This window comes from Mesorhizobium sp. P2_E6 (genome assembly GCF_056403835.1).
In genome coordinates this window covers 244,163-261,557 of the sequence record NZ_JBFUEQ010000002.1, presented here as the reverse complement: position 1 = coordinate 261,557, position 17,395 = coordinate 244,163, and the positions used below count along the sequence as shown (strand labels likewise).

Here is a 17,395-nt window from a genome sequence, read left to right as displayed (position 1 = left end):
CTAAACCAGCGGCTTCAATGCCACCCACACTGCGCCGCCGATCAGGCCAAGGAAGATCAGCCAGCCGACCTGGTTGTTCGAACGGAACAGCCGCAGGCACTGGTCCGGATTGTCGATATCCAGTACGGCGATCTGCCGGGCCATATGGGCGCCGGCGGCGATCAGCCCGGCCAGCGCCACCACTGGAGCCTGAGCCGACGCGAAGGCGATGGCGAAGCACACAAGCGTGCCGCCATAGAGCCCGACAAGCCATGACTTGGTGTTGTCGCCGAACAGGCGCGCCGTCGAGCGCACGCCGACAATGGCGTCATCTTCCTTGTCCTGATGCGCATAGATCGTGTCGTAGCCGATCACCCACAGGATAGAGCCGATATAGAGCATGATGGCGGGTCCATCGAGGTCGCCGAACTCGACTGCCCATCCCATCAGTGCACCCCAGGAAAAAGCAAGGCCGAGAACCAGTTGTGGCCAGTTGGTTATCCGCTTCATGAACGGATAGACGGCGACGATGGCCAGCGAGCAGATGCCGAGCAGAATGGCGAAACTGTTGAACTGGATGAGCACCACCAGGCCGATCAGCGCCTGCAGGACAAGAAACACCCATGCCCGCCGACGCGTGGTCTTGCCCGACGGCAGCGGCCGTGACCGCGTCCGCTCGACCTTGTTGTCGATGTCCTCGTCGACGAGGTCGTTGTAGGTGCAGCCGGCGCCGCGCATGGCGATGGCGCCGATCAGGAAAAGCACGAGATACAATGGCGCCGGCAGCAGCGAGAGCAGCGGATCGCCGGGACGCGGATAGGCGCTCGCCGCAAGTGCCGCCGACCACCAGCAAGGCCACAAAAGCAATTGCCAGCCGATCGGCCTGTCCCACCGGGCAAGCTGCGCATAGGGCCATATCGAGCGCGGCAGCACGCGATAGACCCAATGGCCGTTCGGTGCATCGGCGACACGGCCCTGGGCCGCTTTCGACTGGATCGGTTCCATGCTGCTGGATTGGCAGCAGACTGGAAGGCCGTCAAGCAGTCTCGCTTGCGGACGCGAAGATGTCATGAGAGGCGAACCAATCCTTCGCGACCTCGATGAACGCCAGCGCCGCATTGGAAACGCGCTGGTGCGTGTCATAGGTGAGCAGGATCCGCTGCATGGGCAGCGGATCGGACAACCGTTTGCAGAGGAGCGGCAGGCCGTCATAGCTGCGGTCGCCATGCGGGCGGGTGTAGCTGACGGCGACGCCGAAGCCATTGGCGACCATGCTGCGCTGGAGTTCGAACGAACTCGTCGTTGTGTCCGCCACCGGGGAGAGACCGCGGCTGCGGAACAGGTCGAGCATGTGCTGCCAGCTGTGCGGTTGGTCTGTCGTGATCAGCGGATAGGCGGCCAGATCCGCAAGGCTGACCTCGGAACGATCCGCCAGGGCATGACCTGCCGGCAACAGCGCATGCGGCCGAAGCTCGCGCAGTAGGATGCGGGCGAAATGTGTCGGCAGGCTGAGGTCGTAGGTGAGGCCGAGATCGATGGCGGCGTCGCCGAGCCGCCGCCCGAGCGTTTCGAACGTCTCGTCGCGAACGACGATTTTCACGGCCGGATAGCGTTCGGAGAAGGCGCGGATCAGGGCCGGCGCAAAGAAGGGCGCTAGGTCCTCGAAACATCCCAGCACCAGTTCGCCGCCGACGGCCGATTTGCCTGAACCCAGGCCGACGAGTTCGTCCGTTTCGGTGAGAACCTGTCTTGCCTTCGCCACGACAGCGCGGCCGAACGACGTCGGCGACACGCCGCTGCCCCGCTGGCGGACGAACAGCTTCTGGCCGAAATTCTTTTCGACGGCGTCAATGGCCACCGAAACCGAAGGCTGCGAGACGTTCAGCATTTTCGCGGCGCCGGTGACGCTGCCATGACGCGCAACGGCGACCAGATAACGCAGCTGCGTGAGGGTCACATTCATAGAGTGATCCTATATATCAAATGAGAAGTTATTATTTTACTGAATGAAAGCGGGTTGCGATAGTCGGTCATTCCAAGAGGAGAACGCGATGGCTTCCCAGACTGAGACCCAGACAATCGACGCCCAGGCCATCGACGCAAAGACGATCGCCGATTACCAGCGCGACGGTGCGGTTTGCATCCGCGGCGCCTTCAAGGACTGGGTCGACACGATTGCCGCCGGCATCGAGCGCAACATGCAGAACCGCAGCGCCACCGCATCTGATATCGCCAATGGCCGCGGCAGTTTCTTCGATGATTATTGCAACTGGGAGCGCATTCCCGAATTCGTCAGCGTGGTGCGGGATTCGCCCGCCGCCGAACTGGCGGCGGAGGTAATGCAGTCGCGCACCGCGCAGTTCTTCCACGATCACGTTCTGGTCAAGGAACCCGGCACGCAGAAGCCGACGCCCTGGCACCAGGACATCCCCTACTACTTCGTTGATGGCCAGCAGACGGTGAGCTTCTGGATCCCCATCGATCCGGTGAAGGAGGCGACGCTGCGCCTGATCGCCGGCTCGCACAAATGGGACAAGATGATCCTGCCGGTGCGCTGGCTCGACGACAGCAATTTCTATGCCGGTGACGGCGACTACCTGCCGGTGCCGGACCCGGACAAGGACCCGTCGATGAAGGTGCTCGAATGGGAAATGGAACCTGGCGACGCCATCCTGTTCGACTTCAGGACCGCGCATGGCGCGCGCGGCAACATGACCTCGGCACGGCGCCGGGCGCTGTCGCTGCGCTGGGTCGGCGACGATGCGCGTTATGTCGAGCGGCCAGGACGGACCTCGCCGCCCTATCATGGCCATGGCATGCAGCCGGGACAGAGGCTGCGCGAGGACTGGTTCCCGGTCATCTTCCAGGGCTGAAGGGACTTGCCAGAAAATCGTCCGCGGTGTGCGCCGCCGATCTTCGGCAGGGGTAACGTTCCCGTGCGCAATTCCGATCAAAGCACCCTGATGCCTTGACCCATCGTGCAGAGAGCAATAGCGGGTGCTTGCAGGTTAATAGGCATCACGAGGTGGCCATGAACGTTCTTCTTCTCGGCTCCGGCGGCCGCGAACATGCGCTCGCCTGGAAGATCGCCGCGTCGCCGCTGCTGACAAAGCTCTATGCGGCTCCCGGCAATCCGGGCATCGGCGGCGAGGCCGAGTTGGTGAAGCTGGACATTGCCGATCACACCGTCGTTGCCGCCTTCTGCAAGGACAAGAACATCGACCTCGTCGTGGTTGGACCGGAAGGGCCGCTGGTCGCCGGCATCGCCGACGATCTGCGTGCGCAAGGCATTCGCGTCTTCGGACCCTCCAAGGCTGCCGCCCGGCTGGAGGGCTCGAAGGGGTTCACCAAGGATCTCTGCGCCAGATACGACATCCCCACCGCCGCCTATGGCCGTTTTGGCGATCTGGCGTCCGCCAAGGCCTATGTCGAAAAGACCGGCGCACCGATCGTCATCAAGGCAGATGGCCTGGCGGCAGGCAAGGGCGTCACCGTCGCCATGACGCTGGACGAAGCACGGGCGGCGCTCGATGCCTGTTTCGACGGGTCCTTCGGCGCCGCAGGCGCGGAAGTGGTGGTCGAGGAATTCATGACCGGCGAGGAGGCAAGTTTCTTCTGCCTCTGCGACGGCACCACAGCGCTGCCCTTCGGCACCGCGCAGGACCATAAGCGCGTCGGCGACGGCGATGTCGGCCCCAACACCGGCGGCATGGGAGCCTATTCGCCGGCCCCGGTGATGACGCCGCAGATGATCGAACGCTCCATGCGCGAGATCATCGAGCCAACCATGCGTGGCATGGCCCAGCTCGGGGCGCCCTTCGCCGGCATCCTCTTCGCCGGGCTGATGATCACTGACAAGGGACCGAAGCTGATCGAATACAACACCCGTTTCGGCGACCCGGAATGCCAGGTGCTGATGATGCGGCTGAAGGACGATCTGCTGGTCCTGCTCAATGCAGCAACCGACGGCCAGCTTGCACACACTTCGGTGCGCTGGCGCGACGAGGCCGCACTGATCGTGGTCATGGCGGCCAGGGGCTATCCAGGCACGCCGGAAAAGGGATCGGTCATCCGCGGCGTCGAAGACGCGGCGGATGACGGCGCCCAGATCTTCCACGCCGGCACGGCCATAAACGGCGGCGCGCTGGTTGCCAATGGCGGCCGCGTCCTCAACGTCACGGCATCAGGCGCTACGGTCGGCGAGGCGCAGAAACGCGCCTATGCCGCGCTCGACCGGATCGATTGGCCGCACGGATTCTGTCGCCGCGACATTGGCTGGCAGGCTGTGGCACGCGAGCAGGCAGATTAAAGTTCTGCGACGGTTGCTTATCGCAGCCCGCGGTCGATCTCGGTCGAAGCGGTGCTGAGCGGATCGGCGGCGGCAAAGGCGGCGTCGAGTTGCAAGGGCGAACGCTGTTCGGTCCGCTTCCAGGCGACATATTGGACAATGCCGAAATTCGGCCGCCGCGGCACCGTCTTCACGACAGGCATGCGGAATCCGTCGCGGAACTTCGTCCACCGCGTACCCAGCGCCGCGACCATATCCTCGAAGGTCGGCGGTGCCGCCACCGACGCGTAGGTGATCGTGACATTGCCGGCGAGGCCGGCTTCGCGTGACACCGGCAACGGTATCGAGGCGAGATAGTCAGGCGGCACGTCGATGAGACCACCGAAAGGCCATTGCGCGCGCAGCGTGGCCGCGTCCGTCGGCGCGACATTGACGTCGATGTCCTTGGGCGTGCCGGCGACCCTGTAAGGGCAGCGGAGCCGGCCGCAATTGGCTTGCGCCGAGAACTGCCACAGCGCGTAGCCTTGCCAGTTGCCCATCGGAAAATGCACGTCGATGTCGGGCTTGTAGCGGGCATACCAGAGCGGCAACCGCGACAAGAGCCGGTATCTGTAGCTGTTGTCGGCAATGTATTGGGCCGTCTTGCCATTGGAGTAGAGCACAGGGAAGCGGCCGATGCGCCGATGCACCTGGCGCACGAACTCCTCGGCATCTTCGAGCGACATCCACTGCGAAGGATCATTGCCTTCAATGTCGAGAGCCAGCAGATCGTCCGGCGCGGGTTCGGCGAAATCGAGGAAATTATTGGCCTGTTCGACCGGATTGCCGGGGCGGGCGAGGTGATAGGCGCCCCATTTCAGGCCGAGCGCCTTGGCGACCACCTTGCGTGTCTGGAACAGTTCGCGCGTCACCGCGTGGCGTTTCCACAGCGCCTTGCAGAGCTTCACATCGGTGTCGTCGCCGAAACAGAAATAGGGTGGCGGCATGCCGTCGGATGCTTTGTTGATGAAGCCGACGATCCGCTTGTCGGTGGCAAGTTGGGCCCAGTCGATGGAATTGTACTCGTAGGCGTCGACGACCAGGGCGCGGTCAGCGTTCTTCCACGGCTCGGAAAAATCCGAGGCTTTTGCCACTGATATCAGAGCCATCATCGCCGCGAGAGCGATCGCTGAGCGGCGTAGAAGATGCGCCGGCGTTTTCAAACAGGGAATCCCCGTTAACCAAAGACAAATCCTGGACCGCTATGGTTAAGGAAATGCTTCCGCGGGGCTGGCGCCGGCAAAGCTATCGTCTGATGAGTGGCTGAAATTCAAACGGGTCTGGCGCCGGCTCTTGCGGCAGCGTGCCCTCGGCGGCGCGTTTGCGGTGATGTGCGAGGGAGCATTGCGGCGAGCACAATATGCCGCGATCCGACCAGTAGGCGGCGCCGTTTTCCAGTCTGCCCTGATGGTACGAGAACCCTGCCGCGCGATAGGGCAGGCCGCATTCGATGCATCGATAGGCATCAGGTCTGGCAAGCATGGGTGGTTCCGGTCTGTCGGTTCGGGTCTGTCGCCGGTCGACTTGATCCGGCGTCGATTGAATTTAATACGTGTCGGCGCGATTGCAAAATCCACGTGACAAAGTTTGACGTTTACGTAAAAAGAAGATGGTAGGCCGCCGCTGAAAGGCGGATGGTTTTGCGGCAGTGCGGGTCCTAGGATCGGTGGGCCTATATCAGGAGGAGGGAGCGGCATGTATCGGGCACCGGTCGAGGATATCGCTTTCACGCTCAAGCACGTGGCTGGTCTCAAGTCCGCCCTTGATGCCGGCACGTTCGGCGATCTCGGCGAGGATCTGGTCGATGCCGTTCTTGGCGAGGCCGGCCGCTTCGCCACCGACGAAGTCGCGCCGCTCTACAAGATCGGCGATGAGCAAGGTGCGGTGCTGAAGGACGCTATCGTCACCACGCCGCGCGGCTGGAAGGAACTCTATCGCCGATGGATCGACGGCGGCTGGAATGCGCTGTCCGGGCCCGAGGAGTATGGCGGCCAGGCGTTGCCGACCATGCTTGGCGTCGCAGCGCTCGAAATGTGGAACTCAGCCGCCATGGCCTTCGGCATCGGCCCGACGCTGTCCATGGGCGCTGTCGAGGCGCTCGACAAGCACGCCTCTGAGGCACTCAAGTCGAAATATCTTGAAAAGCTCGTCTCCGGCGAATGGATGGGCACGATGAACCTGACCGAGCCGCAGGCCGGCTCGGATCTCGCTGCCTTGCGCGCCCGCGCCGAGCCGGTGGGTGACGGCACCTACCGCATCTTCGGCCAGAAAATCTTCATCACCTATGGCGAGCACGACTTTACCGACAACATCATCCATCTGGTTTTGGCACGGCTGCCCGATGCGCCGGCCGGCACGCGCGGCATATCGCTGTTCCTGGTGCCGAAATTCCTGGTCGGCGACGATGGATCGCTGGGCGCGCGCAACGACGTCTTCTGCTCCGGCCTGGAGCACAAGCTCGGCATACACGCCTCGCCGACCTGCACCATGATCTATGGCGATGGCTTCGGGGGCGCTGCGCCTGGCGCCATCGGCTGGCTGATCGGCGAGGAGAACAAGGGCCTGGCCTGCATGTTCACCATGATGAACAACGCCCGTCTTTCCGTCGGCATGCAGGGTGTCGCGGTCGCTGAAGCCGCCACGCAGAAGGCGATCGCTTATGCCAATGAGCGCCGGCAAGGCAAGGCGGCAAGCTACGCCGGCGCCGGCATGGCGCCGATCGTCCATCATCCCGATGTGCAGCGCACGCTCCTGACCATGAAGGCGCTGACGCAGACGGCCCGCGCCATCAGCTACTGCTGCGCCCATGCCATCGACCTGGCGCGCGTATCGGTCGGCGATGAGGCGGCGCATTGGCGCGACCGTGCCAATCTGCTGATGCCGCTGGCCAAGGCTTTCTCGACCGATGTCGGCGTCGAGGTTGCCTCGCTCGGCCTCCAGGTGCATGGCGGCATGGGCTTCATCGAGGAGACCGGCGCGGCGGCATTCTACCGCGATGCGCGCATCGCACCGATCTATGAGGGTACCAACGGCATCCAGGCGATTGATCTGGTCATGCGCAAGCTGCCGCTCGGCGGCGGCGAACACGTCCATGGCTTCATCGACGAACTGGCGGCGGTCGCCAATGCCGTGCGGACATCGAATCTCGAGGGTTTCGGCCGCACCGCCGATGCTCTCGACAAGGCGCTCGGCGAACTCAGCGAAACGACCCGCTTCCTGCAAAGACTGTCGGCCGACGGCCGGGCGGACGAGGCGCTGGCGGGTGCTACACCCTATCTCAAGCTGATCTCGCTGGCTGCCGGCGGGGCCTATCTGGCGCAGGGCGCGCTTGCCGATCAAGGCCGTATCGCGCTTTGCCGCTTCTTCGCCGAAAACCTGCTCGGCGAGGTCAGTGCCCTGAAGGACCGCGTTGTCGATGGCGCCGAAAGCCTCGCCGCTGCCGGCAAGGCGCTCATCTCTGCCTGACGTTCACAAGGAAAAACCCGTGACAGACCATATCCTCGTCGAGCGCCAGGGCGCCATCCAGATCATCCGCATGAACCGCCCCGACAAGAAGAACGCCTTGACGCGCGCCATGTATGCAAAAATGTCGGCTGCTCTGGCAGAAGGTGATGGCGACCCGGCGATCCGCGTCCATGTCTTCCTTGGCGTGCCCGGCGCCTTCTCCTCCGGCAACGACCTTGCCGATTTCATGGTCGTTGCCACCGGTGGCGACGGCGGCACCGAGGTCTGGGACTTCCTGATGGCGCTGGCCAGGGTCGAGAAACCCATCGTCTCCGGCGTCGACGGAATCGCGGTCGGCATCGGCACGACGCTCAACCTGCATTGCGACCTGACCTTCGCCACGCCACGCACCGTGTTCAGGACGCCTTTCGTCGATCTCGGCCTGGTGCCCGAAGCGGGCTCCAGCCTGTTGGCGCCGCGCATCCTGGGACAGCAGGCAGCTTTCGCGCTGCTCGGCCTCGGCGAGGGCTTTTCGGCCGAACGCGCGAAGGCCGCCGGCCTGATCTACGATGTGGTCGAGGAAGACGCGCTGGAGGCCTCGGTGCTGACGGCGGCCGGCCAGATCGCGGCCAAGCCTCCGCAGGCCTTGAAGATCGCGCGCGACCTGATGCGCGGCTCGCGCGACGACCTCCTCGCCCGCATAGGCGAGGAAAGCGAACATTTTCGCCAACGGCTGAAATCAGACGAGGCGCGCGCCGCGCTCACGGCATTCATGACCAGGAAGAAGGCCTAAACCTCCCTTTTAGGGATAAAGCCTCGTCTTGTCCCAACCGCCTTTTGCATCACGCGAAAAGACCACCCGGTCATGTAGCCGGAACGGCCGGTCATGCCAGAACTCGATGGTCGTGGGCACGATGCGGAAGCCCGACCAATGCTTTGGCCGTGGGATTTCGCCGATCGGATAGCGCGCCGTGTATTCGGCCACCGCCTTTTCCAGTGCGAAGCGGCTTTCCAGCGGCCGCGACTGTTTCGAGGCCCAGGCGCCGATACGGCTGCCGCGTGGCCGCGTCGCGTAGTAGGCGTCGGCTTCGGCGTCGCTGACGATCTCTACCGGGCCGCGAATGCGCACCTGGCGGCGCAGCGACTTCCAATGGAAGCACATCGCCGCCTTCATGCTGCCAAGAATCTCCTGGCCTTTGGCGCTCTCGAAATTCGTGTAGAACACAAACCCGCCTTCATCGAACCCCTTGAGCAGAACCATTCGCACATCCGGCATGCCGTCGGCATCGACGGTCGCCAGCGCCACGCCGTTTGGGTCGTTCATTTCGCTCTTGGTGGCGTCCTCCAGCCATGCGGCAAAGAGGCGAAACGGCTCCGCCGCCTCGGTAAAGTCACTGCTTGTTAACTCTGTGTCACTCATAGTTTTTCTCAAATCGTTACGAGGCGGGGGAGGTTGCAGATTGTCGCGTATCGCGCAAGCTTTTGACAGCAGGCAAAGCGGCCTAATTGCTTCAGCCAGCGCCAAAGCCGCGATCATGATGATCGCTCTGCCGCTTGCCGCCTGCGGCGCGGGTGGCTTCAGTCTGGAAAAGGCAGAAGTCGACCGCTCGATCCTGACCAGCAGCACGTCCGTCCCCTCCGCGCCGGTCAGTTCGGATCGCGACTCCGACCAGACGACGATCGGCAATGCGGTGTCCTCGGCCGATATCGAGCAGCTCGGCGGGCAGGCCGTGCCGTGGGCGAATGCCGGCACCGGGTCGCGAGGCTCCATCACCGAACTGGCGGAATTGAAGGACAAGGGCCAGACATGCCGCCGTTTCAGGGCCTCGCGCGAGAGCTTTGATGGCGTTGCCATGTTCGAAGGCGAACTTTGCCTGGCCAGCGCCGGCGGCTGGCACATGCAGGACTTCAAGGCGCTCTGATCTTCCGTTTTTGATATGGTGCTCGGCCACTGGAATTTCTTCCTATGCGAGCGCATATAGGGGGCAACCAGAGACTCACTCCTTTTCCAGGGCAGTAAGCATGCGCGACCCCTATGAGGTGCTGGGCGTTGCCAAGAACGCATCGGCCAAGGACATAAAATCGGCGTACCGGAAACTCGCCAAGAAGCATCATCCGGACCAGAATCCGAATGATCCCAAGGCGAAGGACCGTTTTGCCGCGGCCAACCAGGCTTACGAGATCGTCGGTGACGAAAAGAATCGGGCCGCGTTCGATCGCGGCGAGATCGATGCCGACGGCAAGCCGCGTTTCCAAGGCTTTGAGGGCGCCGCTGGTGGCGGTGATCCCTTTGGCGGGTTTCGCCGGCAGCAAGGGGCCGGCGGTTCACGCTTCGAATTCCGCTCCGGCCGTCCGGGCGGTGATCCGTTCGACGGCAACAGCGATATTTTCAGCCAGATTTTCGGCGATGCTTTTTCGGGCGCGCGCGGCCCCGGCGCGGGCGACCGCCGCCAGCCGGCGACCGCCGCCGACCTGAACGTGAAGCTCGACGTCACCATCGAGGAGGCGGCAACCGCCGAAAAGGTGACGGCGATGTTCCCCGACGGCCGCAAGGTGGCGGTCAAGCTGCCGGCCTATGTCGAGGACGGCCAGACCATCCGGCTGAAGGGGCAGGGCGAGCAAGGGCCGGGCCAGCCGGGCGATGCGCTGGTCAAGGTCCATCTGCGCCGGCACCCGCGCTACCGCATCGAGGGCCGCGACCTGCATGCAGATCTGCCGGTGACGCTGGCGGATGCGGTGCTCGGCGCCAAGGTGCCCGTCGAGACGCCGACCGGCAAGCTCGCGGTCAACGTTCCCGCCTGGTCGAACTCGGACAAGGTGCTGCGGCTGAAGGGCAGGGGCCTGCCGGAGAAAGCCGGCGGCCATGGCGATCTCTACGCCCATGTGCGGATCATGCTGCCGGAAGGCGGCGATAGCGCGCTCGAATCGCTGCTGCGCAGCCAAAAAGGCTGATTGGCGGCTTTTGTCCCCCGAACTGTCCGGTTTGAGCGCTTGAAGGGGCAGTGTGCCTGTGCGATAGGGCACTCCACAAAGCTGAAAAATCTTGCGGAGAGCGCTGACATGGCGGGTGGACAGGGCCTTATGGCCGGCAAGCGCGGCCTTATTCTTGGCGTCGCCAACAACAGATCGATCGCCTATGGCATCGCCAAGGCCTGTGTCGATCATGGCGCCGAGATCGCGCTCACCTATCAGGGCGAGGCGTTCAAGAAGCGTGTCGAGCCGCTGGCGGCCGAACTTGGCGCCTTTGTCGCCGGCCATTGCGACGTCACCGATCCGGCGAGCCTGGACGACGTTTTCGCCAATGTCGCCAAGCATTGGGGCAAGCTCGATTTTCTCGTCCACGCCATCGCTTTTTCCGACAAGGACGAGCTGACCGGCCGCTACGTCGAGACGACGCGCGACAATTTCCTGCGCACCATGGACATTTCGGTCTATTCCTTCACCACCATCGCCAAGCGCGCCGAAGCATTGATGAGCAATGGTGGCTCGCTGCTGACGCTGACCTATTACGGCGCCGAAAAGGTCATGCCGCACTACAACGTCATGGGTGTCGCCAAGGCGGCGCTCGAGGCCAGCGTGCGTTATCTCGCGGTCGACCTCGGCGCCAAGAAGATACGCGTCAACGCCATTTCCGCGGGCCCGATCAAGACGCTTGCCGCATCAGGCATCGGCGACTTCCGCTACATCCTGAAGTGGAACGAATACAATTCGCCGCTGAAGCAAACGGTGACGCAGGAGGAAGTCGGTGATTCCGGCGTCTATTTCCTGTCCGATCTGTCGCGTGGCGTCACCGGTGAAGTGCATCACGTCGATTCAGGCTACCACGTCGTCGGCATGAAGGCGGTCGACGCGCCGGATATTTCGACGGTCAAGGATTAACATCCACCAACCGTCGTCGTCCCGACCCCGTACCGGAAGACCTGATGTACCCGCTGGTTTATATCGTGCGCCACGGCCAGACCGCGTGGAACGCCGAATCCCGGCTTCAGGGGCAGGCCGACACCGACCTCAATGCGCTTGGCCGCGAGCAGGCGACCGGAAACGGTCATCGGCTGGCCGAAGTGGTGCGAAATCCCGCGGATTTCGATTTCGTTGCCAGCCCAATGAAGCGGACGCGCGAGACGATGCAGCGCATCCGCGCCGCGATGAAGCTCGATCCGGATGCCTATCGAACCGATCCTCGCCTGGTGGAAGTCAATTTCGGCGATTGGCAGGGTTTTACCTATGCCGAGCTCAAGACGCGGTATCCAGGCGCGCGCCGGACACGCGCGCTGGACAAATGGAACTTCCAGCCGCCCGGCGAGGGCGCGGAGAGCTACCAGATGCTGCTCGAACGGGTGAAACCCTGGTTCGACGCGATCCAACGCCAGACGATCTGCGTGACGCATGGCGGGGTCATGCGGGCTCTGTTTCGCTTCGTGCTTGGAGTGGCGGAGGACGAGGCAGCGAACCTGGAGATACCACAGGACCGCGTGCTCAGGCTGCAGGGTGACCGCCTGGAGTGGCTGTCGCAGTCCTAGCCAGGACACTTGCCTAGCCAGGACGCTTGTTCATCCCAGGGTTTGGAAGGCTCCCAACTCTTGACCCGGTCGTTCCGATGAACGTGTCATTCGATGAAGGTCACCACACCCGTTTCAAGATCATAGATTGCCGCGACGATCTTCAGCTTCCCGGCCCCGGTGAGATCGGCCAGGAGCTTGCTTGAAGCAGCCAGGCGCCGCACAGTCCTGCGCGCGCTCTCCTTGGCGGTGTTGTCGACGAAATCGCCTGCCTCGCTCCGCGCCGCGATCGCCGCAGGCAGGATCGGTTCGATCATCGGGCCGATCGCGCCCGGATAGGTCGCGTTCTTGGTGACCACGTCGCAAGCCGCCTTGACGGCACCGCAGCTTGTGTGCGCGAGGACAACAATCAATGGCGAGCCGAGCACCGCCGCGCCGTATTCGACCGTGCCGAGCGTCGCAGTGTCGGCGAGGTTGCCGGCATTCCGGGCGACGAATAGCTCTCCAACGCCTTGGCCGCCGAAGATCAACTCGGGCGGAACGCGACTGTCGGCGCAACTGATGATGGTAGCCCAAGGCGCCTGATGCCCGGCGACAGCCTTCCGCTGCGCGGCAAGGTCGATCGAGCACAGTTCCGGGTGGCTGACATAGCGCTCGTTGCCGGATTTCAGCGCGGCGAGCGCTGCATCAGGGGACGATGCCGGTGTAGCACTCTCTGCCGCACGCGCGGACCACGAAGCTCCACCAAGACCGATCGCAACGAGCCCCGCCGCGCCGACCTTGAGGAAATCCCTCCGGTCGACCCCTTCGCCTTCGCAGTCGCTGCACATTGTTCGGTCTCCGCTCGCATCTTCCACTTGATGGCTGGATCTGCGCGCAGAGATTGCTACCAACGGACGGCGTTGGCAAGCGCGCCGTGCGGGGCCGGAAGGCGCTTATTCGGTGTCGGGCAATTGCATGTCGGTGACGATGTTTTCGCCATTGGTCTCATCGTAAGCGATGACGACATCCATGCCCGGCTTCAGCGAGTCGAGGTCTGTCTCGGCATTCAGCTTGTAGGACTTGCCGTCATCCAGCGTCAGCGTCGCCGTGTCCTTGTCGATCTTCTTGATCAGGCCTTCGGTCTGGCCGGCGAAAGCGGCGGTGGAAAGCAGCAGCGTAGCGGCTACGGCGCCAATCAGGGTACGCATAATCGTTCCTCGTTATCATTGCACCGGCATGGGCGGCGGCAGGCGAATGGAAGAGAGCAGAAACCAACCGAATGTGTCAAAACTAAATCCGCCAGATCACAGTTTGACCACTGTGAAAAACGCCAATAGAAGGCAGGCCACGGCGCCGAGCGTCCTCCTGGAGCGCGAAGGACGCTGTGGCACTTTTTGATTTGCGCATGATCCCTTGCGAGAACGGCTTCGTTTTTCGGGTCATGTGCTAAGCTGGCTCCGATGCCGGGCAGGGTCATTTCATGTCTCACAACACGTTCGGCCACCTTTTCCGCGTCACCACCTGGGGCGAAAGCCACGGCGCCGCACTCGGCTGTGTGGTCGACGGCTGTCCGCCCGGCATCCGCTTCACTCTGCGAGACATCCAGGCCGAGCTCGACAAGCGCCGGCCGGGCCAGTCACGCTTCGTCACCCAGCGCCGCGAACCCGATGAAGTCAAAGTGCTGTCGGGCTTCATCTTCGACGAGGACGGCGAGACGATGATCACCACCGGCACGCCGGTCTCGATGCTGATCGAGAATGTCGACCAGCGCTCGAAGGACTATGGCGAGATCGCCCGCCAATACCGGCCGGGCCATGCCGACTACACCTATGACGTCAAATACGGCTTGCGCGATTATCGCGGTGGCGGCCGCTCCTCGGCCCGCGAGACGGCGGCACGCGTCGCGGCCGGCGCACTCGCCCGCAAGGTGGTGCCTGGCATGGTGGTGCGCGGCGCGCTGGTGTCGATGGGCGAAAAGTCCATCGACCGCGCGAACTGGAACTGGAACTTCATCGGTGACGCGGAAAATCCGTTCTTCACTCCCGATCCGGCGTCCGTTCCCGTCTTTATCCAGTACCTCGATGGCATCCGCAAGGCGGGGTCCTCGGTCGGCGCGGTGATCGAGATCGTTGCCGACGGCGTTCCCGCCGGCCTCGGCGCGCCGATCTACGCCAAGCTCGACCAGGACATTGCCTCCGGACTGATGTCGATCAACGCTGTCAAGGGCGTCGAGATCGGCAACGGTTTCGAGGCCGCCCGGATCACCGGCGAGCAGAATGCCGACGAGATGCGCATGGGCAATGACGGCAAGCCGGTGTTCTTGTCCAACAATGCCGGCGGTATCCTCGGCGGCATCTCGACCGGCCAGGCGATCATCGCCCGTTTCGCCGTCAAGCCGACCTCGTCGATCCTGACGCCGCGAAAGTCGATCGACAGGGACGGCAACGACGTCGAGATCATGACCAAGGGGCGTCACGATCCCTGTGTCGGCATACGCGCCGTGCCGATCGGCGAGGCGATGGTTGCCTGCGCCATTGCCGATCATTATCTGCGTCATCGGGGACAGACAGGTAAGGGAGTTGGGGAGTAGGGCAGTAGGGGAATATGTTACGCTACCCACCCGAGACAGCCATTTTTTCCTTTTCCCTACTCCCGTACTGCCCTACTCCCTTATTTCCCTGCGAGTGAAACGAGCGCCTATGCCTTACGACCAGAAGAAAATCGTCGAAGCCCTGCGCGCTTTCGAGCGCGGCGAGATCGTCGTTGTCATGGACGATGATGGACGCGAGAACGAGGGTGACCTGATCGTCGCCGCCGTCCATTGCACGCCGGAGAAGATGGCGTTCATCATCCGTCACACCTCCGGCATCGTCTGCACGCCGATGCCGCGCGAGGAGGCCAAGCGGCTCAACCTGGCGCCGATGGTGGCCGACAATGATTCCGCTCACACCACGGCCTTCACCGTCAGCGTCGATTTCAAGCACGGCACGACAACAGGCATTTCGGCCGAGGACCGCACGCTCACCGTGCGCAATCTCGCCAACGGCAATGTCGGCGGCTCGGATTTCGTCCGCCCCGGCCACATTTTCCCGCTGATCGCGCGCGAAGGCGGCGTGCTGATGCGCTCGGGTCATACCGAAGCCGCGGTCGATCTATGCAAGCTCGCCGGTCTGGCACCGGTCGGCGTCATTTCGGAACTGGTCAATGACGACGGCACCGTCAAGCGTGGCCCGCAGGTCTCGGCCTTTGCCGAGGAGCATGGTCTCAAACAGGTTTCGGTCGCCGACCTCATTGCCTACCGGCAACGCAAGGAAACGCTGGTCGAACGCGTGGCTTGCTCGGAAATCGACACGCTCGGCGGCAAGGCGCAGGTCTTCACCTACACGCTGCCCTGGGACCCCATGCATCACGTCGCCATTGTCTTCGGCGACATCCGCGACGGCGAGGAGGTGCCGGTGCGCCTGCATTCCGAGGATGTGGTGACCGACGTGTTCGGCACCAGCCACCGGCTCGACGGCATCATGAAGGCGATGGGCGAGCGCAGGCGTGGCGTCATCGTCTACCTGCGCGAGGGCTCGGTCGGCGTTGCCCACCAGGAGCGCAAGCGGCCGGCGAGCGGCGACCGCGAGGATCACGAAGAGGCGCGCCGCCGTGAGAATGAATGGCGCGAAATCGGCCTCGGTGCGCAGATCCTCAAGGATCTCGGCATTTCCTCGATCAATCTGATCGCTTCGCGCGAGCGGCACTATGTCGGTCTCGAAGGCTTTGGCATCCATATCGCCAAGACCGAGATTCTCTGAAGGGCAACCGCTGGGGATAGAGCCCGGTCCGTTCGAAACCGGGCGCTTCGGGGATCATCCGGCGGGAACGACGGCTGCTTCGCAGCCATCCAGGTGGCATTCAGGCGTGGCCAGGCTGCGCTGACCAAGCAACACGGTGACCAGTGCGATCGTGCCGGCCGCAACCGACACCCAGAATCCGTTCTGGGCGCCGAACGCATCCACCACCGAGCCGGCCGCGAACGAGCCCAGCGCCATGCCGATGCCGATCCCGGTGGTCACCCAGGTGATGCCCTCGGTCAGCATCGCCTCCGGCACATGCCGTTCGATCAGACCGAACGCCGTGATGAAGGTCGGCGAGATCGCCACGCCGCTGACGAACACGGTCAACGCCAGCAGCGGCACCGTGCCGGCGGTGAGCGGCAGCAAGGTGCTGAGCGCGATGATGGCGATTGCGACGGCAAGCTGGCGTTGCAGCGGTGCTTTCAGGTTGAGCGCGCCGACGATGATGCCGAGCACGAACGATCCCAGCGCGTAGACACCGATGACGAGGCTTGCGGCGCCAGGCTGGCCAAGTTCCTTGGTGATCGCCACGGTGCTCACTTCCGTCGTCGCGAAGGTCGCGCCGATAAAGATCAGGGCAAAGGTGATGATCTGTACCGGCCGCAGTCGGATTGCCGAGCCGCGCGAGCCGTGTTCCACCGGCCGCACTTGTGGCTCGGTCGAACGCTGCAGGATGAACGCCGTCGAGCCGAAGGCGAGAAACAGCGTGCTGGCCAGCATCCCTGCTTCCGGGAACAGGGCGGCACTCAGGCCGACCGACAGCGATGCGCCGGCAATGTAGACCAGCTCGTCCGCCGCCGACTCGAAGGCGAATGCGGTGTTCATCTCTGGCCGTCCGCGAAAAATCTCGGTCCAGCGAGCGCGCACCATTGCCGGGATGCTGGGCATCGCCGCCGCCAGTAGCGCCGACACGAACAGCATCCATACCGGCCAGTCCTGGTTGGCCGCAGCAATCAGGACGGCGAAAGCGAGCACCGAGATGATCGTGGTGGGCACGACGATCCGCGTCTGGCCAAGGCGATCGACAAGCCTTGATATTTGCGGCGCCACGAAAGCGTTGGCCAGCGCGAATGTCGCGGAGACCGCGCCGGCCAGCCAGTATTCGCCACGCGTCTGCGACAGCATCGCCACGATGCCGATTGGCGCCATCGCGATCGGCAGCCGCGCCATGAAGCCCGCTGCTGCAAAGCCCTTGGCGCCAGGGGCGCGAAAGATCTCCGAATAGGGATTTTGCATGGTCCGGTTCCTCGACAAAGACGGATTCGACAATTACATACGATGCGTATGATTGTTAGATAGATCATACGCCGCGTATGTCAATT

At 63.4% G+C, this 17,395-nt stretch carries 18 protein-coding genes; 10 read left to right on the top strand and 8 right to left on the bottom strand.

Annotated elements, in window-relative coordinates; all coding sequences use genetic code 11:
• Together ubiA and AC1D08_RS05925 are read right to left on the bottom strand one after the other, a co-directional pair.
• Positions 1-984 carry a 4-hydroxybenzoate octaprenyltransferase gene (gene ubiA / locus AC1D08_RS05930; protein ID WP_095091905.1) on the bottom strand — a complete coding sequence of 328 codons (984 nt, stop codon included), beginning with the start codon at positions 982-984 and terminating at the stop codon, positions 1-3.
• A 31-nt stretch (positions 985-1,015) separates the two neighbouring features.
• Positions 1,016-1,942: a LysR family transcriptional regulator gene (locus tag AC1D08_RS05925; RefSeq protein ID WP_477226006.1), complete on the bottom strand. Its 927-nt coding sequence runs from the start codon at positions 1,940-1,942 to the stop codon at positions 1,016-1,018.
• Positions 1,943-2,030: 88 nt separating this feature from the next.
• Here AC1D08_RS05925 and AC1D08_RS05920 point away from each other — a divergent pair, with 88 nt between their 5' ends.
• Both AC1D08_RS05920 and purD read left to right on the top strand, forming a co-directional pair.
• Positions 2,031-2,852, top strand: a complete 822-nt coding sequence (locus AC1D08_RS05920) for a phytanoyl-CoA dioxygenase family protein (protein WP_457151479.1) — start codon at positions 2,031-2,033, stop codon at positions 2,850-2,852.
• Between the two features lie 158 nt (positions 2,853-3,010).
• Positions 3,011-4,288 carry a phosphoribosylamine--glycine ligase gene (purD, locus tag AC1D08_RS05915; RefSeq protein WP_477422740.1) on the top strand — a complete coding sequence of 426 codons (1,278 nt, stop codon included), beginning with the start codon at positions 3,011-3,013 and terminating at the stop codon, positions 4,286-4,288.
• Between the two features lie 17 nt (positions 4,289-4,305).
• On the opposite strand, the gene AC1D08_RS05910 is transcribed toward purD, so the two are convergent.
• Together AC1D08_RS05910 and AC1D08_RS05905 are read right to left on the bottom strand one after the other, a co-directional pair.
• On the bottom strand, positions 4,306-5,418 hold the full coding sequence (locus tag AC1D08_RS05910; protein WP_457151495.1) for a glycoside hydrolase family 25 protein: 1,113 nt from the start codon (positions 5,416-5,418) through the stop codon (positions 4,306-4,308).
• A gap of 133 nt (positions 5,419-5,551) precedes the next feature.
• Positions 5,552-5,788, bottom strand: a complete 237-nt coding sequence (locus AC1D08_RS05905) for a hypothetical protein (protein ID WP_457151481.1) — start codon at positions 5,786-5,788, stop codon at positions 5,552-5,554.
• A gap of 213 nt (positions 5,789-6,001) precedes the next feature.
• Between AC1D08_RS05905 and AC1D08_RS05900 the strand changes: the two genes are divergently transcribed.
• The gene (locus AC1D08_RS05900; RefSeq protein WP_477422738.1) at positions 6,002-7,771 is read left to right on the top strand and encodes an acyl-CoA dehydrogenase; all 1,770 of its coding nucleotides are present in this window, start codon (positions 6,002-6,004) and stop codon (positions 7,769-7,771) included.
• A 19-nt stretch (positions 7,772-7,790) separates the two neighbouring features.
• Positions 7,791-8,543, top strand: a complete 753-nt coding sequence (locus tag AC1D08_RS05895; RefSeq protein WP_457151483.1) for a crotonase/enoyl-CoA hydratase family protein — start codon at positions 7,791-7,793, stop codon at positions 8,541-8,543.
• Between the two features lie 9 nt (positions 8,544-8,552).
• On the opposite strand, the gene pdxH is transcribed toward AC1D08_RS05895, so the two are convergent.
• Positions 8,553-9,170 (bottom strand): pyridoxamine 5'-phosphate oxidase, encoded by a 618-nt coding sequence (gene pdxH / locus AC1D08_RS05890; protein WP_457151484.1) that lies wholly within the window; start codon positions 9,168-9,170, stop codon positions 8,553-8,555.
• A 40-nt stretch (positions 9,171-9,210) separates the two neighbouring features.
• Between pdxH and AC1D08_RS05885 the strand changes: the two genes are divergently transcribed.
• The 4 genes from AC1D08_RS05885 (at position 9,211) to AC1D08_RS05870 (ending at position 12,270) form a co-directional block, all read left to right on the top strand.
• Entirely contained in the window at positions 9,211-9,672 is a 462-nt protein-coding gene (locus AC1D08_RS05885) for an RT0821/Lpp0805 family surface protein (protein WP_457151485.1), read from the top strand.
• Positions 9,673-9,772: 100 nt separating this feature from the next.
• On the top strand, positions 9,773-10,702 hold the full coding sequence (locus AC1D08_RS05880; RefSeq protein WP_457151486.1) for a DnaJ C-terminal domain-containing protein: 930 nt from the start codon (positions 9,773-9,775) through the stop codon (positions 10,700-10,702).
• A gap of 108 nt (positions 10,703-10,810) precedes the next feature.
• Entirely contained in the window at positions 10,811-11,629 is an 819-nt protein-coding gene (gene fabI, locus AC1D08_RS05875; protein WP_477422735.1) for an enoyl-ACP reductase FabI, read from the top strand.
• Positions 11,630-11,673: 44 nt separating this feature from the next.
• Positions 11,674-12,270, top strand: coding sequence for a histidine phosphatase family protein (locus AC1D08_RS05870; RefSeq protein ID WP_457151488.1), 597 nt, complete (start codon positions 11,674-11,676; stop codon positions 12,268-12,270).
• Positions 12,271-12,356: 86 nt separating this feature from the next.
• Here AC1D08_RS05870 and AC1D08_RS05865 read toward each other — a convergent pair whose 3' ends face one another.
• Complete coding sequence (locus AC1D08_RS05865; protein ID WP_457151489.1) at positions 12,357-13,079, bottom strand: carbonic anhydrase; 723 nt, start codon at positions 13,077-13,079, stop codon at positions 12,357-12,359.
• Between the two features lie 105 nt (positions 13,080-13,184).
• Positions 13,185-13,439, bottom strand: a complete 255-nt coding sequence (locus AC1D08_RS05860) for a DUF1344 domain-containing protein (RefSeq protein ID WP_095091917.1) — start codon at positions 13,437-13,439, stop codon at positions 13,185-13,187.
• Positions 13,440-13,711: 272 nt separating this feature from the next.
• Between AC1D08_RS05860 and aroC the strand changes: the two genes are divergently transcribed.
• Positions 13,712-14,821, top strand: coding sequence for a chorismate synthase (gene aroC / locus AC1D08_RS05855; protein ID WP_457151491.1), 1,110 nt, complete (start codon positions 13,712-13,714; stop codon positions 14,819-14,821).
• 109 nt (positions 14,822-14,930) lie between these two features.
• Positions 14,931-16,031, top strand: a complete 1,101-nt coding sequence (ribB, locus tag AC1D08_RS05850) for a 3,4-dihydroxy-2-butanone-4-phosphate synthase (protein ID WP_095091919.1) — start codon at positions 14,931-14,933, stop codon at positions 16,029-16,031.
• A 54-nt stretch (positions 16,032-16,085) separates the two neighbouring features.
• Here the strand turns inward: ribB and AC1D08_RS05845 are convergent, their stop codons facing one another.
• Positions 16,086-17,309, bottom strand: coding sequence for an MFS transporter (locus AC1D08_RS05845; RefSeq protein ID WP_457151492.1), 1,224 nt, complete (start codon positions 17,307-17,309; stop codon positions 16,086-16,088).
• Between the last annotated feature and the right edge of the window lie 86 nt (positions 17,310-17,395).

Bases quoted from the DNA above. Each gene is read 5' to 3' on its own strand.
- pdxH (WP_457151484.1), bottom strand. From the start codon at position 9,170: ATGAGTGACACAGAGTTAACAAGCAGTGACTTTACCGAGGCGGCGGAG.
- AC1D08_RS05920 (WP_457151479.1), top strand. From the start codon at position 2,031: ATGGCTTCCCAGACTGAGACCCAGACAATCGACGCCCAGGCCATCGAC.
- purD (WP_477422740.1), top strand. From the start codon at position 3,011: ATGAACGTTCTTCTTCTCGGCTCCGGCGGCCGCGAACATGCGCTCGCC.
- ribB (WP_095091919.1), top strand. From the start codon at position 14,931: ATGCCTTACGACCAGAAGAAAATCGTCGAAGCCCTGCGCGCTTTCGAG.
- AC1D08_RS05910 (WP_457151495.1), bottom strand. From the start codon at position 5,418: ATGATGGCTCTGATATCAGTGGCAAAAGCCTCGGATTTTTCCGAGCCG.
- AC1D08_RS05865 (WP_457151489.1), bottom strand. From the start codon at position 13,079: ATGTGCAGCGACTGCGAAGGCGAAGGGGTCGACCGGAGGGATTTCCTC.
- aroC (WP_457151491.1), top strand. From the start codon at position 13,712: ATGTCTCACAACACGTTCGGCCACCTTTTCCGCGTCACCACCTGGGGC.
- fabI (WP_477422735.1), top strand. From the start codon at position 10,811: ATGGCGGGTGGACAGGGCCTTATGGCCGGCAAGCGCGGCCTTATTCTT.
- AC1D08_RS05860 (WP_095091917.1), bottom strand. From the start codon at position 13,439: ATGCGTACCCTGATTGGCGCCGTAGCCGCTACGCTGCTGCTTTCCACC.
- AC1D08_RS05870 (WP_457151488.1), top strand. From the start codon at position 11,674: ATGTACCCGCTGGTTTATATCGTGCGCCACGGCCAGACCGCGTGGAAC.
- ubiA (WP_095091905.1), bottom strand. From the start codon at position 984: ATGGAACCGATCCAGTCGAAAGCGGCCCAGGGCCGTGTCGCCGATGCA.
- AC1D08_RS05905 (WP_457151481.1), bottom strand. From the start codon at position 5,788: ATGCTTGCCAGACCTGATGCCTATCGATGCATCGAATGCGGCCTGCCC.
- AC1D08_RS05925 (WP_477226006.1), bottom strand. From the start codon at position 1,942: ATGAATGTGACCCTCACGCAGCTGCGTTATCTGGTCGCCGTTGCGCGT.
- AC1D08_RS05880 (WP_457151486.1), top strand. From the start codon at position 9,773: ATGCGCGACCCCTATGAGGTGCTGGGCGTTGCCAAGAACGCATCGGCC.
- AC1D08_RS05845 (WP_457151492.1), bottom strand. From the start codon at position 17,309: ATGCAAAATCCCTATTCGGAGATCTTTCGCGCCCCTGGCGCCAAGGGC.
- AC1D08_RS05900 (WP_477422738.1), top strand. From the start codon at position 6,002: ATGTATCGGGCACCGGTCGAGGATATCGCTTTCACGCTCAAGCACGTG.